We start from the raw sequence: 13,253 nt of genomic DNA, 5'->3' as shown, positions 1-13,253 counted from the left end.
TCAGGGCAAGATGTCATCCAGATCCAAGGTCTTTACCGGCACCGTGGCGATCGCCGCGCTGTTCTCTTTGTGCTCGCCCGCACTGGCGCAGTCGGACGATGACCCCGAGATGCGGATCGAGCGGCTGGAGAACCAGCTGCGCCAGCTCACCGGCCAGAACGAGGAGCTGCAATATCGCAACCGCCAGCTCGAAGAGCGGCTGCGGGCACTCGAGGGCGGCGCGCAGGCCGGGCCCGGACAGGTGCCGGTCCAACCCTCTGTCGCAGCCGTACCGCCTGCGCAGGCCGCGCCGGCCTACCGCCAGCAGCAACAGGCTCAGCCGAATTACGAGCAGCCGCAGATCGCTGCTCCCGCGCCGATCGTTCAGGAGCAGCCGGCGCCCGGTGCGCCCGGCGTGCGCCGCCGCGGTGACTCCTTCGATCCGAACCAGAACCCGAATGCGCCCGGCGCGCCGCGCGCGCTTGGTGGCGGGCAGCAGCCGATGCCGGCAGGCGCCCCTGGCGGCGGGCGCGCTGCCGGCGAGCCGCTCGATCTCGCCAACACCAGCCCGCGCTACCAGCAAGGCGTGCCGCCGGCAGCCCAGCCCGGCTACCCGCCGGCACAATCGGGTTATCCCGCGCCATCGGGAGGCACCGGCCTGACGACCCTGCCGCCCTCGGCAACGCCGCGCGACGAGTTCGACCTCGGCATCGGCTACATGCAGCGCAAGGACTATGCGCTCGCCGAGCAGACCATGAAGAATTTTGCGCAGAAATATCCGAGCGATCCGCTGCTCGGCGACGCGCAATACTGGCTCGGCGAAAGCTATTACCAGCGCCAGCAATATCGCGACTCCGCGGAAGCCTTCCTCGCCGTCACCACCAAATACGACAAATCCGCCAAGGCGCCGGATGCCCTGCTGCGGCTCGGCCAGTCGCTGGCCGCGCTGAAGGAGAAGGAAGCCGCCTGCGCCGCCTTCGGCGAAATCGGCCGCAAATATCCGCGCGCCTCCGCCGGCGTCAAATCCGCCGTCGATCGCGAGCAGAAGCGGGTGAAGTGCTGACGCGTGGAATTTGCGCCCCTGACAATGCGGATGGCGCTGCGCTAAATAGTCTGGTGATTGCCTGGGCAGCGTCATGTCGGACGACGACAACTCACCGATCTCGGCGCGCGCGGCGAAGCAGCTCTTCGCCGAGCTCAGAAGCGCGCCGGCGCTGGTGCTCGCGGTCTCCGGCGGACCTGACTCGGTCGCGCTGATGTGGCTCGCCGCGCGCTGGAAGCGCGGCCTAGCACGCGGTCCGCAACTGACCGTCGTCACCGTCGATCACGGCCTGCGCACGGAGGCGGCGCGCGAGGCGCGCGAGGTCAAGCGGCTGGCGGCTGAACTCGGGCTGGTACACCGGACCTTGCGCTGGCGCGGCGCGAAGCCGGACACGGGACTGCCTGCCGCTGCACGTGAAGCCCGCTACCGCCTGCTTGCGCAGGCCGCGCGCAACGCCGGCGCGAGCCATGTGCTGACCGCCCACACCCGGGACGACCAGGCCGAGACCGTGCTGATGCGCCTTCTCCGCGGCAGCGGGCTTGCCGGGCTGTCGGCGATGGCGCGCCTCACGGAACGCGACGGCGTCGTGCTGGTGCGCCCGCTGCTCGATGTCCCGAAGTCGCAGCTGATCGCGACCTTGAGGCGGGCGAAGATCGGCTTTGCCGATGATCCCACCAATCGCGACACCGCCTTCACCCGGCCGCGGCTGCGCGCGCTGCTGCCGCAGCTCGCGGCCGAGGGCGGCGACAGCAGGAGCCTGGCGCGGCTCGCAGGCCGGCTGGCGCGCGCCAATGCGGCGGTCGACGTGCTGGTCGATGGCGCCGAACGCTTCCTTCAGCTTCGGGCGCGCGGCGATGCGCCGCAGGCAGGCGGTCGCAGCTTCGAGGCCTCGGCATTCGCCAATCTGCCGGAGGAGGTCCGGCTGCGGCTCCTGCTGCGGGCCGTCAATGCCCTTGGCCATGAGGGGCCGGCGGAACTCGGGAAGGTCGAGACCCTCCTGGCGGCGCTCGATCAGGCCATAGCCACAAGCCCCCGCGCAGCCGCAAATGGCCGGCCTGTCCTGAAGCAGACCCTTGCGGGAGCCTTGATCAGCCTTGCCGGGGGGCGTATCCACATCGCACCGGCGCCGGCCCGGCGGTCCAAGGGACGGACGAGGGCGGAACAGGGCGGATCATGACACCGGCCGTTTGCGCCGCGCGCCGTCAGGACACCTTAACCAGGCAGGAAAAACCCCGGGCAGATCGCCATTATTTCAGCGGGAATCGCTCTAAGATGGGATAAATAGTCCCATCTCGTTCCCTTGGCAGCGACCGGGGCGGCACCTAAATTGTATCCGTCTAACCAAGAGGATTCCTTGGGGATTTCCTCACACTGACAAAGCAACTGCTACCGCCCAAGGATCAGGCCGCGATCCGCGCGACCACGAAGGAAGATCGATGAACGCCAATCTGCGCAATTTCGCCCTCTGGGTCATCATTGTCTTGCTGCTGTTGGCGTTGTTCACGCTCTTCCAGAATCCGGGTCAGCGCGCCTCCTCGCAGGACATCGCCTTCTCCCAGCTCTTGAGCGAAGTTGACCGCGGCAATGTGCGCGACGTCGTGATCCAGGGCCCGGACATCCACGGCACCTTCACGAATGGCTCGAGCTTCCAGACCTATGCGCCGAACGATCCGACGCTGGTGAAGCGCCTCTATGACAGCAAGGTCCAGATCACCGCGAAGCCGCCCGGCGACAACGTGCCGTGGTTCGTCTCGCTGCTGGTCTCCTGGCTACCCTTCATCGCGCTGATCGGCGTGTGGATCTTCCTGTCGCGGCAGATGCAGGGCGGCGCCGGCAAGGCGATGGGCTTCGGCAAGTCGCGCGCCAAGATGCTGACGGAGGCCCATGGCCGCGTCACCTTCGAGGACGTCGCCGGCGTCGACGAAGCCAAGCAGGACCTGCAGGAGATCGTCGAATTCCTCCGCGACCCCGGCAAGTTCCAGCGCCTCGGCGGACGCATTCCGCGCGGCGTGCTGCTGGTCGGCCCTCCCGGCACCGGTAAGACCCTGATCGCGCGCGCGGTCGCGGGCGAAGCCAACGTGCCGTTCTTCACCATCTCGGGTTCGGACTTCGTCGAAATGTTCGTCGGCGTCGGCGCGAGCCGTGTCCGCGACATGTTCGAGCAGGCCAAGAAGAACGCACCCTGCATCATCTTCATCGACGAAATCGACGCTGTCGGCCGTCACCGTGGCGCCGGTCTCGGCGGCGGCAATGACGAGCGCGAGCAGACGCTGAACCAGTTGCTGGTCGAGATGGACGGCTTCGAGGCCAACGAGGGCGTGATCCTGATCGCGGCGACCAACCGTCCCGACGTGCTCGATCCCGCGCTGCTGCGTCCGGGCCGCTTCGACCGTCAGGTCGTGGTGCCCAATCCCGACGTCGTCGGCCGCGAGCAGATCCTCAAGGTTCACGTCCGCAAGGTGCCGCTGGCGCCGGATATCAACCTCAAGACCATCGCGCGCGGCACCCCGGGCTTCTCCGGCGCCGACCTGATGAACCTCGTCAACGAAGCCGCCTTGACCGCCGCCCGCCGCAACAAGCGGATGGTGACGCAGGCCGAGTTCGAAGAGGCCAAGGACAAGGTGATGATGGGCGCCGAACGCAAGTCGCTCGTCATGACCGAGGAAGAGAAGCTGCTGACGGCTTATCACGAGGGCGGCCACGCCATCGTCGGCCTCAACGTCGTCGCGACCGATCCGATCCACAAGGCGACCATCATTCCGCGCGGCCGTGCGCTGGGCATGGTGATGCAGTTGCCCGAGCGCGACAAGCTGTCGATGTCGCTGGAGCAGATGACCTCGCGCCTCGCCATCATGATGGGTGGCCGCGTCGCCGAGGAGCTGATCTTCGGCCGTGAGAAGGTGACCTCGGGTGCGTCTTCCGACATCGAGCAGGCGACGCGTCTGGCCCGCATGATGGTGACGCGCTGGGGCCTCTCGGAGGCGCTCGGCACCGTGTCCTATGGCGAAAACCAGGACGAGGTGTTCCTGGGCATGTCGGTGTCGCGCACCCAGAATGCGTCGGAAGCCACGGTCCAGAAGATCGACACCGAGATCCGGCGCTTCGTGGAAGAAGGCTATAACGAGGCGACCCGCATTCTCACCGAGAAGCGTGCCGACCTCGAAGCCCTCGCCAAGGGCCTGCTCGAGTTCGAGACGCTCTCCGGTGACGAGATCGTCGACCTGCTCAAGGGCAAGAAGCCGAACCGCGAGTCGGTGCTCGAGCCGACCACGCCGCGTGCCTCCGCCGTGCCCCCGGCCGGCAAGTCGCGGCCGCGGCCCGATCCGGATCCCGGCCTGGAGCCTCAGCCGCAGGCGTAATCGAGAAGCGGCCAATCGAATTGAAAAACGCGGCGGAAACGCCGCGTTTTTTGTTGGCTATTTTTTTCCTTGCGGGCGGAGACGGTGTTGCCTCGTCATTGCGAGCGTAGCGAAGCAATCCAGAGTCTTTCCGCGGCGGCATTCTGGATTGCTTCGCTGCGCTCGCAATGACGACATGGAGGCGTCGTGCTCGCAACGAGGCTCCGGTCTCGTAGGGTGGGCAAAGGCGCAAAGCGCCGTGCCCACCATCTCTCGGCCGTCGCGACTGAAGTGGTGGGCACGCTTCGCTTTGCCCACCCTACGATCTTCTCACTTCGCTGCCGCTCCGGGCCTCTCACCGCCACGCTCCAGAAAATGCAGCACGTCGTCGCTGAACTGCTCGGGATCCTGCAGGAACGAGAAGTGACTGACCTCCGGCTGGATCAGCAGGCCGGCGCCCGGGATGTTTGCCGCCATGAACTCGGTGTTCTCGCGCTTGATCGCCTCGTCGTGGTCGCCGTCCACGATCCAGGTCGGGACCTTGATCGCCGCGAGATCCGACGCCGTCCATTTCGGCTGGCTCTCCCACATTTTGGTGATCTCGGTGACGAAGCCCTTGTACTCGGTCGGGGTCGGCGACAGGCGCTTGTACTCCTCGCCTGCTCTCGCGATGAAGGCGTTGAAGACGTCGCTCGACGCAATGTCGGCAACGCCTGACGGATCCGAATTCGCCGCGAAGGCGAACAGCTTGCTCACCCGCTCCGGATGCTTCATCGCGATGTCGAGGCCGATGATCGCGCCGTCGCTCCAGCCGACGATCGCGGCTTTCCTGATCTTCAGGTGATCGAGCAGGGCGACCACGTCCGAGGCCATCAGATCGTAGCCATAGGGCTCCTGATTGCGGCTGCTGCGTCCATGTCCGCGGCTGTCCATGACGATGACCTGATAGTGCCGTTGCAGCGCGCGGACCTGGTGGCCCCAATAGTTGGCGTTGGCGAGGCCGCCATGCAGCAACAGGACGGGCTCGCCGCGGCCGAACGTTGCGTACCAGACCTTGATGCCGTTGACGGGCGCGAAGCCGCTCTGCGTCGCCCTGGGCAGGGTCGGCGTCGGCGGCAGGTTCAGCCATTGCGGCGCCGCATGTGCCGCGCTGATCGCGATCGTGACGACAAGCGCGGCGAGAAGATTGCGAAACATCATGATACGCCCTCCTGTTCGACCGTCGGATATTAGCGCACGGCAAGTTGGGGGCGTCACGTTGCAACACGGTCCACCACCGAGACGTGAAGCCTCGTGATCTCCCTTGCCGGGCACACGATGTCGATGCCACGACGCAACGCCCGGGCTCAAATGGGGCGCACGCTTGGTTTGACTTGTGTCATCGCAACGCCTGCGATCGCGAGCAGCCCGCCGGCGATCAACTTCGGGGTCATGCGCTCGCCAAGGAACAGCACGCTCGACGCCAGGGCGAACACCGGAAGCAGCAGGCCGAAGGGCGCGACACGGCCCATGGAGCAGCGCCCGATCAGCCAGAACCAAAGGCCGAACCCGACAATTCCGCCGATGAAAATCGTGTAGGCGAGTGCCAGCCAGCCGCGTCCATCCGCCGTGACGAGGCTCGCCAATTGTCCGTATTCGAGCAGCAGCGACATCAACATGACCTGCGGCACCGTGAACAGCGACGACCACCCCATCAGCATCAGGGGATCGAAGGGGCCATAGCGTTTCGTCAGGACGTTGGACACCGCGAATGCGAAGGCCGCCCCGACCACCAGCAGCAGCGGAAACCCGTTGGCCGACAGGCCAGGCCCCGCTGCCAGCACGACGACGCCGGTGAATGCGAGCAGCACGCCGGCGGACGTGGTGAGCGACGGCCGCTCGGCGAGCAACGGCCAGGCCAGCAGGACGGTGAAGGGCGTGGCGAGTTGATACGCGACGGCCGACATGCTTCCCGAGCCGAGCCCAAGACCGATATAAAACAGCCCGAAGTTCAGACCGCCCAGGAAAATCGAAATGGCTGCGACAGGGCCGAGCTGCGCGCGCGTGGGCTTCTTGACGAACGGAACGAGCAGCAGCGCGATGGCCAGGAAGCGCAGCGCGAGGAAGAACAGCGGCGGAAACTCCGCAACGCCCACCTTGATGGCCACGAACTGATAACCCCAGAGCAGGGGAACGGCTACCGCGCAGACGATCTGGATGGCAGACATGGCATCCTTCCTTTCAAGACCAATCGGTCCAGATATTGACGCAGCAAGTGCGGAGACGTCCGGGGTTAGTTGACCTGATTGGGTTGCTACCTGACGAACCGATCGAGCAGAGCGTCAGCGGTGGCTTGCGATGTGGCCCGCGCCGGCGCCGTCTTGCCGACCACGCGCAGGCCCTCGACGAAACAGACGAGAATTTTGGCGGCACTCGCGGGATCTACACCGTCGGCCAGCTTGCCCGCCACCTTCGCACGGGACAGGGCATCGGCCACCCGGACTTCCATGGCCCTGAAGAAGCCCGCGATGCGACGACCGACTTCGGCATCCTGGCCGGCCAGCTCCATGGCCGTGGCCACCAGCAGGCAGCCGCGCCGGCCATTGGCGCCGCTGGTGCGATCGACATAGCCGGCAAGATAGGCCCGCAGGGCGTCGACCGGCTCCCTGCGGGGGGCGAGCTCGACATCCATCCGTGTCGCGGCATCGGCAATGTAGCGATCGAGCGCGCGCAGGAAGAGCGAGTGCTTGTCGCCGAACGCGGCATAAAGGCTGCCACGCGAGAGTTTTGTGGCCCGAAGCAGGTCCGGCAGCGCCGTGGCGTGATAGCCGCGCGACCAGAACACCTCCATCGCGCGTTCGACCGCGGCGTCCACGTCGAAGCTTCGGGGACGGCCGCGGGGGGACTGCACTGGGGTTTGGCGGCTCATGATCGATATATAGACCAATCAGTCTTTAAATCGCAAGTGCCCGTTTCGGGGGAGAAAGGCGGCGTCAGCTTTGAACGCGGAAATGGCTACCCCGTCGCTATTCGATCACCTCGTCGGCGCGGATAAGCAACGAGGGCGGCACGGTGAGGCCGAGCGCCTTGGCGGTCTTCATGTTGATCAGAAGCTCGAATTTGGTTGGCCGTTCCACCGGGAGGTCAGAAGGCTTGGTACCTTTGAGTATCTTGTCCACGTAACTCGCCGCGCGGCGGAACAGATCGCGGGCGTCGGCTCCGTACACCGACAGTCCGCCATCAGCATAGTGCCGGAACAGATAGTTTGCCGGCAGGCGATACTTCGCCGCGAGCGCGATAATCCGCGGAGCCTGGACATAGGTGAGCGCATCGCCAAAATCGATGATCGCATCGGCGTGCTCGGCGGCAGCGGACGCAAAGGCGGCGTCGAGTTCGTCGGCCGTGGTCGCCTCGACCGGCATCAAAACCACGCCGAGTTCTCGGCTTATGCGGGGTACGTCTTCTGCGAGATATATCCTTTGCATGGGGTTGGTCGGATTGGCCAAGAGCGCGATTTTCGAGGCGCCGGGAACAAGTTCTCGAAGGATTTCGAGACGTTTCGCCAGGAAGTCGTCCGGTACCATGGTTGAAAGGCCCGTCACGTTGCCTCCGGGTCGCGGCAGGCTTTGCACGAGGCCAAGCTTCACGGGATCGGCCACACTCACGAATACAATCGGAATGGTGGTGGTTGCCGACTTCAGCGCTGCGGCCGCCTGCGGTCCCGGAGCGATGAGCAGTTCGGGACTGAGGGCAATCAGATCGGCGACGGAAGCCGCCAGTCGATCCGAGGGTTGGGAAAAGCGATACTCTATGACGAGATTCTTTCCCTCGATCCAGCCGAGGCTTCTCAGCGCATCGAGCAGCACAAGCTCGGCTTGATTAAGGGCTTTCCCGCTTCCATCTCCCACAGCAAGAAAGCCGAGCCGACGGCGTTTTCCCTGCGCGCGCGAATAACCTGGCGAAACAAGCAGCGCCGCAGTGCCCGCTATGAACTCTCGCCGTTTCATTCGCCCCTCACGCAGCGTAAGGACGAGGGCGCAAAGTATCACGTCTCGATAGTCGTCGCACTCTGTGCAGTCGTCGCACTCTGCGGCTGCAAATGCCGCGTCGCGAATGCAGCGCGTGGCTTGGGATGGCCTTGGGTCAAAATGCGAAGAGTTCAGAGTGAGCAAAGTCAGTCCGCTCTACCCCACCAAGCGGACCCCAATGAGAGGTGTCGCCACTTCGCTGATGGGCCAACATCGGACTTCCCAAGAAGACATGACGCAAAGTGATTGCCAGCCGAAGCCGGGGCATCTCCGTTCCTCGGGCCGGAGATGCTAGCTGCTGCTGACAGTATGCTGTCAGTAGCACAGCGATACAGTCCTCCCGAACTTATAGGGGGAGATAAAGCTGTGAAGTTTGCTTCAACGCGCCTGATCTCCGCTGATATCAAGGCTCTCGTCAACCTCTACGAGGTTTGGGCCAGCGTTGGCGCGACCCTTCATCTCTGGCGCCAGCGTTATCGCGATCGCCGGGAGCTCGCACGCTGGACCGAGCACGACCTGCACGATATCGGCGTCTCCCGGAGCGACATCGCGCACGAACTCGAAAAGCCGTTTTGGCGGGCCTAACGACGGCAGCCGCGCCGGTACCGGGTTAAGGGGATTCGAGGTTTAGCCGCCCCCATAAGGTGCTGCCTGCACGTTCCCGAACCTGTTGAAGTTGTTTTCCGGATTATACCCGGAGTCGCGCAGGTTCCTGATGTACAAGTCGCGGGCGTTGGAATTACCTGGGCCCACAGCATATGGGCTCAGCCCTCTCGACCCCTCGCTCAGCGACGGCGCAGGCGACGCGCGGCCATGATGGGTCCTCTGTGCGGCCAAAGCGCCAGAAGTAGAAATTGCGAGAATAGCGACGATGACAAGAATGCTTTTGGCCATAGATCAGCTCTTCGATAATTCACGGGACTGGCATGACCGGCACTCATCGGCCATGGTCGAGGGATGATTGCCATACCGTATCAGGGGCTCGCCCTGGCGCCCGTACCCGCGCCCTTCCGCCCAAGCAGGCGGCGCAAGCGCGGCAATCGCCAGTAGCCTGGTCTTTTCGTGGCTGGCGGTTTCCGATCACTATACGATGGGGACGACCGCTCTGTCTGGCAACACGCGGTCATTCAAACTAGCGCGAGGTCCGGTCGAGCCTAAGCCCAATGCCTGCGCGGCGAACGGGTGGTCCGGTCTGGGTCAAAATGCGAAGAACTCAGAGTGAGCAAAGCCAGTCCGCTCCACCCCACCAAGCGGACCTCAATGACAGGTGTCGCCACTTCGCTGATGGACAGTTGTAGACATCCGACAGCCGTGTGACCATGGCGGCCGTTGTTGCAGCCTGCGATCAAGAAATTCCAAAAAGAGATGGTTGGCCGAGACAAGGGCTTCGCGAGATCGACGAGGAATCGAGGCGCGACGGAGGGCATGTATTTGAGATATTCAAGCAACGCTGCGTGCCTTGGCGAAGGTGCAGTCCATATCGGAGGCCGATCACTAGCCTACCTTCAGGTCGGCGACCCGAACGGTCCGCTCGTACTTCACAATCATGGCGGACCATCGAGCCGGCTGGAAGCCAAGGTTTTTGCGTCTCACGCGCTCAAGCTTGGTTTGAGATTTGTGTGCGTGGACCGTCCAGGCCAAGGCAAATCAGATCCTCAACACGGTCGCACCTTCGCAGGCTGGGCCGCAGATCTGGAAGCGATTGCCAACGCTTTTGAGACCGATCGCTTTGCGGTCACGGGCTGGTCTGAGGGTGGTCCTTGGGCGCTCGCGGCAGCGGCGTACCTCGATCCCGCGAAGCTGATACACGTGACCAGCATCGCTCCCGGATCCTACGGCGCATTCGGTACGAATTGGGCAGCGAAGGATCTGTCCTCGACCGACGCCATGGGCGGGTTCCTTGCACTGCATTTCCGGCCGGGTTTCCAGCTCATGTATGACCTGATCGATCTCGCTGCGACGCGGTTTCCGGAGCAGTACAAGAAGGCATTGCTGAAGGCGAGCTGCCCCGCTGACCTCGCGGCGCTTGCTGATGACGATGTGTTGAGTGCGATCGTGGAGTCCGGACGCGAGTGTTTCCGGCAAGGCGTTGACGGTCTAGTGACCGATGCGCAGATGCTCTACCAACAGTGGCCATTCGACGTCACGGCGATCCATAGGCCGGTTCATCTGTGGCAAGGCAGCGCCGATACGTTTGTGCCTTACGCAGTCAACAAACCGCTGGGTGAGCGGATGCCTGGAGCGGTATGGCACGAAGTCGCTGATGGCGGGCACTTTATCGCGAGTTCGCACGCCGCCGAAATATTGGCGGTCGTTGCCAACGATCTGGCAGCAACGGCGTGATTTCCGTCTCCCATCGTTCCGATGGGTATGTCCGCTTTGGAATGCGAAGAACTCAGAGCGAGCAAAGTCAGTCCGCTCTGCCCCACCAAGCGCATCTCAATGAAAGGTGTCACCACTTCGCTGATGGGCCACAAGCAGTCGTGAGCAAGCGCAGCAAACTGAGAGTGCGGGGATCACGGTAGGGACGCTCATTTGCTGAGCGCCCCGGCGTTGTGTACGCCTATTCGGCGCCGCGGCCGGCTCCCGAAATCCCCGCCATCAGTGGCTAATGTGGCGCGCTGGTGGGCCCGACGATCCGCGTCCCGGCGCGGGGGCGGATGTTCTGGTTGTGGTGGAAGACGTTCTCGGGGTCGTACGTGGTCTTTACGTCCACCAGCCGGTCATAGACGGCGTCGCCGTACGCCTCGCGGATCCGGCCCGGATCTTCGTCGCCGCCGAGGAAGTTGACGTAAACGCCCTGGCGGAAGGGGCGGAGGGCGGCGAAGAACTGCCTCGTCCATGCCGTGTCCCGGTCGCCGAAGTCCTCTCCGGACCGCCACACAGCATCGAGCGTGATTGCGTGCGACGCTTGCCGGTTCCCGAATGCCGTCGCGCCCTCGGCTATTCGGCTCACCGCTCCCTTCAGATGGAACATCGCCGCGTACGACCGCGGTGACGAGCAGGAGAACGCGTGCTCGGTGATCACGTCAATGAGGTCGTCGCGAACCTCGGGGAGGTGGGTGGACTTCCAGTAGTAGTTCCAACCGTGGACCACAGTCGAGTCGAGCGCGCTCTGGAATCCCACGTACGGCGCGGGCCCGACGAGGTCGAGGAGGGGAGTCCGGGATGCGCGGAGCGGGCGGAGCACCCGCTCACCTTCCTCGATCGGCCCGGCGTAGCAGGCACCAACCATCATCACTGGGCGCCAGTGCAAATTCTCGGGGATGACCGTTAGCGGCGGCGCGGTGCCGAACCTTACGACCGTGCCGAGTTCGTCAGGAGCGCCTGCGATGAAGTCGCGGTAGAGGCGCAGGACCTCCGCGGCGTCGGTCGCATCCCAGAGGATGGGCCCGGCCAGGACGATGGGTCCGACAGGGTGGAGGCGGAACTCGAACGAGGTGACCACGCCGAAGTTGCCCCCGCCGCCCCGCAACGCCCAGAACAGGTCGGGGTGCTCGTCCTCGGACACCCGCAACAGCCCGCCGTCGGCCGTTACGAGGTTAATGGTGAGCAGATTGTCGACCGTAAGGCCGTGCTTGCGCATCAGCCAGCCGACGCCACCGCCGAGGGTGAGTCCGGCGACGCCGGTGTGGCTCACGATTCCGCCGGTGGTGGCCAGACCGTGCGCCTGCGTCTCGTGGTCGACGTCGCCCCACAGCGCGCCGCCCTGCACCCACGCCCTGCGATCGGCGGGATCGACTCGGACGCCCCGCATCGTCGAGAGGTCGATGACGATCCCGTCGTCGCAAACGGCAGTGCCCGCCACGTTGTGGCCTCCGCCCCGTATAGCAATCCCTAGATCGTGGTTGCGGGCGAAACGCACGGCCGCGACCACGTCGGCGGTCCCGATGCATCGGGCGATTAGGTGCGGGCGCCGGTCAATGGCACCGTTCCAGACTGCACGGGCGCTGTCGTAGTCGGCGTGGTCGGCACTGATTAGCCGCCCTCGGAACCCGTCGATGTCCACGAGGGGTGGCCCCTTGCTGCGCTGGCTGACTTCCGCGGGCATTGGTGTCGTCATGGTGTCCTCCTCTCTTCGAGAGGCGAGATCGGACCACGGCGAGCCACCGTCGCATAGTCAAGAATCTGGACTTCAAAGCCGAAGGCGGGTGTGGGACACTGGGCTCATGAGGACGTATGGCCAATATTGTCCCATCGCCCGTGGCGCCGAGATCTTCGCCGAGCGCTGGACACCTCTGATCATCCGCAACCTGCACCTTGGCTACGGAAACTTCAGCGAGATCTTGGAGGGCACGCCCGGACTCTCCCGTACCCTGCTCTCGCAACGGCTCAAGCAGCTCGAACGGGTCGGTATCGTCGAGTCGGCATTCAAGCCCGACGGGCGCGGGCACCGCTACGAGCTCACGTCCGCAGGCCACGATCTCTTCACGGTCTGTCAGTCGCTCGGCGAGTGGGGTGCGCGTTGGCTCGAGATTGCCCCCGAGCACCTCGACCCCTTTGTGGCCCTGTGGTCGATGTGCAACGCGCTCCGCCGAGATCGGCTCCCGGATCGACGCGTCGTCATCCGCTTCGACTTCACCGGCCGCCCGCGCCGCGAGCGCTATTGGCTACTCATCGAACTCGGAGACACCGAGATCTGCAAGACAAACCCCGGCTTCGAAGAGGATCTCTACATCACGGCGGAAGCGGAAGCATTCGTCAAATGGCATGCCGGCCAGCTCACCTGGGCCCAAGCCACCGGCGAGGGCCGCATCCAACTCGACGGCCCGCCGTCGCTGATAAGAGCGTTCCCAACCTGGAACGCCCGCAGCATGTTCGCGCATGTCAGGCCGGTCTCTCGCGCCTCTACGAGCTCCGCCGCCTGATGTCTGCCTTGGGTCAAAA

At 64.6% G+C, this 13,253-nt stretch carries 11 protein-coding genes; 6 read left to right on the top strand and 5 right to left on the bottom strand.

What is annotated here, in order from left to right; genetic code table 11:
- The first annotated feature begins 10 nt into the window (after positions 1 to 10).
- From ybgF to ftsH, 3 genes are all read left to right on the top strand, one after another.
- Positions 11 to 1,042 (top strand): tol-pal system protein YbgF, encoded by a 1,032-nt coding sequence (gene ybgF / locus AB7008_RS42130; protein ID WP_304491384.1) that lies wholly within the window; start codon positions 11 to 13, stop codon positions 1,040 to 1,042.
- A gap of 73 nt (positions 1,043 to 1,115) precedes the next feature.
- Positions 1,116 to 2,198: a tRNA lysidine(34) synthetase TilS gene (tilS, locus tag AB7008_RS42125; protein ID WP_441260760.1), complete on the top strand. Its 1,083-nt coding sequence runs from the start codon at positions 1,116 to 1,118 to the stop codon at positions 2,196 to 2,198.
- Between the two features lie 259 nt (positions 2,199 to 2,457).
- Entirely contained in the window at positions 2,458 to 4,380 is a 1,923-nt protein-coding gene (gene ftsH, locus AB7008_RS42120; protein WP_008136887.1) for an ATP-dependent zinc metalloprotease FtsH, read from the top strand.
- Between the two features lie 309 nt (positions 4,381 to 4,689).
- On the opposite strand, the gene AB7008_RS42115 is transcribed toward ftsH, so the two are convergent.
- The 4 genes from AB7008_RS42115 to AB7008_RS42100 form a co-directional block, all read right to left on the bottom strand.
- Positions 4,690 to 5,559, bottom strand: coding sequence for an alpha/beta fold hydrolase (locus tag AB7008_RS42115; RefSeq protein WP_441260759.1), 870 nt, complete (start codon positions 5,557 to 5,559; stop codon positions 4,690 to 4,692).
- A gap of 146 nt (positions 5,560 to 5,705) precedes the next feature.
- On the bottom strand, positions 5,706 to 6,566 hold the full coding sequence (locus tag AB7008_RS42110) for a DMT family transporter (protein WP_441260758.1): 861 nt from the start codon (positions 6,564 to 6,566) through the stop codon (positions 5,706 to 5,708).
- A gap of 86 nt (positions 6,567 to 6,652) precedes the next feature.
- Positions 6,653 to 7,267, bottom strand: a complete 615-nt coding sequence (locus tag AB7008_RS42105; protein ID WP_441260757.1) for a TetR/AcrR family transcriptional regulator — start codon at positions 7,265 to 7,267, stop codon at positions 6,653 to 6,655.
- Between the two features lie 97 nt (positions 7,268 to 7,364).
- Complete coding sequence (locus tag AB7008_RS42100) at positions 7,365 to 8,345, bottom strand: ABC transporter substrate-binding protein (RefSeq protein WP_248879897.1); 981 nt, start codon at positions 8,343 to 8,345, stop codon at positions 7,365 to 7,367.
- A gap of 387 nt (positions 8,346 to 8,732) precedes the next feature.
- Between AB7008_RS42100 and AB7008_RS42095 the strand changes: the two genes are divergently transcribed.
- Both AB7008_RS42095 and AB7008_RS42090 read left to right on the top strand, forming a co-directional pair.
- Positions 8,733 to 8,951, top strand: coding sequence for a DUF1127 domain-containing protein (locus AB7008_RS42095; protein WP_441260756.1), 219 nt, complete (start codon positions 8,733 to 8,735; stop codon positions 8,949 to 8,951).
- 747 nt (positions 8,952 to 9,698) lie between these two features.
- Positions 9,699 to 10,709, top strand: a complete 1,011-nt coding sequence (locus tag AB7008_RS42090) for an alpha/beta fold hydrolase (RefSeq protein WP_441260755.1) — start codon at positions 9,699 to 9,701, stop codon at positions 10,707 to 10,709.
- Between the two features lie 265 nt (positions 10,710 to 10,974).
- Here the strand turns inward: AB7008_RS42090 and AB7008_RS42085 are convergent, their stop codons facing one another.
- Entirely contained in the window at positions 10,975 to 12,429 is a 1,455-nt protein-coding gene (locus tag AB7008_RS42085) for an FAD-binding oxidoreductase (protein WP_441260754.1), read from the bottom strand.
- A gap of 106 nt (positions 12,430 to 12,535) precedes the next feature.
- On the opposite strand from AB7008_RS42085, the gene AB7008_RS42080 reads away from it, so the two are divergent.
- Positions 12,536 to 13,234 carry a winged helix-turn-helix transcriptional regulator gene (locus tag AB7008_RS42080; protein WP_441260753.1) on the top strand — a complete coding sequence of 233 codons (699 nt, stop codon included), beginning with the start codon at positions 12,536 to 12,538 and terminating at the stop codon, positions 13,232 to 13,234.
- Positions 13,235 to 13,253: the final 19 nt, after the last annotated feature.

The sequence above is a fragment of the Bradyrhizobium sp. 521_C7_N1_3 genome (assembly GCF_052075975.1).
Taxonomy (GTDB): domain Bacteria; phylum Pseudomonadota; class Alphaproteobacteria; order Rhizobiales; family Xanthobacteraceae; genus Bradyrhizobium; species Bradyrhizobium japonicum.
This window is presented reverse-complemented; position numbering and strand designations above follow the sequence as displayed.

Coding starts and splice junctions, on each gene's coding strand:
- ybgF (WP_304491384.1), top strand. CDS start 11: ATGTCATCCAGATCCAAGGTCTTTACCGGCACCGTGGCGATCGCCGCG.
- tilS (WP_441260760.1), top strand. CDS start 1,116: ATGTCGGACGACGACAACTCACCGATCTCGGCGCGCGCGGCGAAGCAG.
- ftsH (WP_008136887.1), top strand. CDS start 2,458: ATGAACGCCAATCTGCGCAATTTCGCCCTCTGGGTCATCATTGTCTTG.
- AB7008_RS42115 (WP_441260759.1), bottom strand. CDS start 5,559: ATGATGTTTCGCAATCTTCTCGCCGCGCTTGTCGTCACGATCGCGATC.
- AB7008_RS42110 (WP_441260758.1), bottom strand. CDS start 6,566: ATGTCTGCCATCCAGATCGTCTGCGCGGTAGCCGTTCCCCTGCTCTGG.
- AB7008_RS42105 (WP_441260757.1), bottom strand. CDS start 7,267: ATGAGCCGCCAAACCCCAGTGCAGTCCCCCCGCGGCCGTCCCCGAAGC.
- AB7008_RS42100 (WP_248879897.1), bottom strand. CDS start 8,345: ATGAAACGGCGAGAGTTCATAGCGGGCACTGCGGCGCTGCTTGTTTCG.
- AB7008_RS42085 (WP_441260754.1), bottom strand. CDS start 12,429: ATGACGACACCAATGCCCGCGGAAGTCAGCCAGCGCAGCAAGGGGCCA.
- AB7008_RS42080 (WP_441260753.1), top strand. CDS start 12,536: ATGAGGACGTATGGCCAATATTGTCCCATCGCCCGTGGCGCCGAGATC.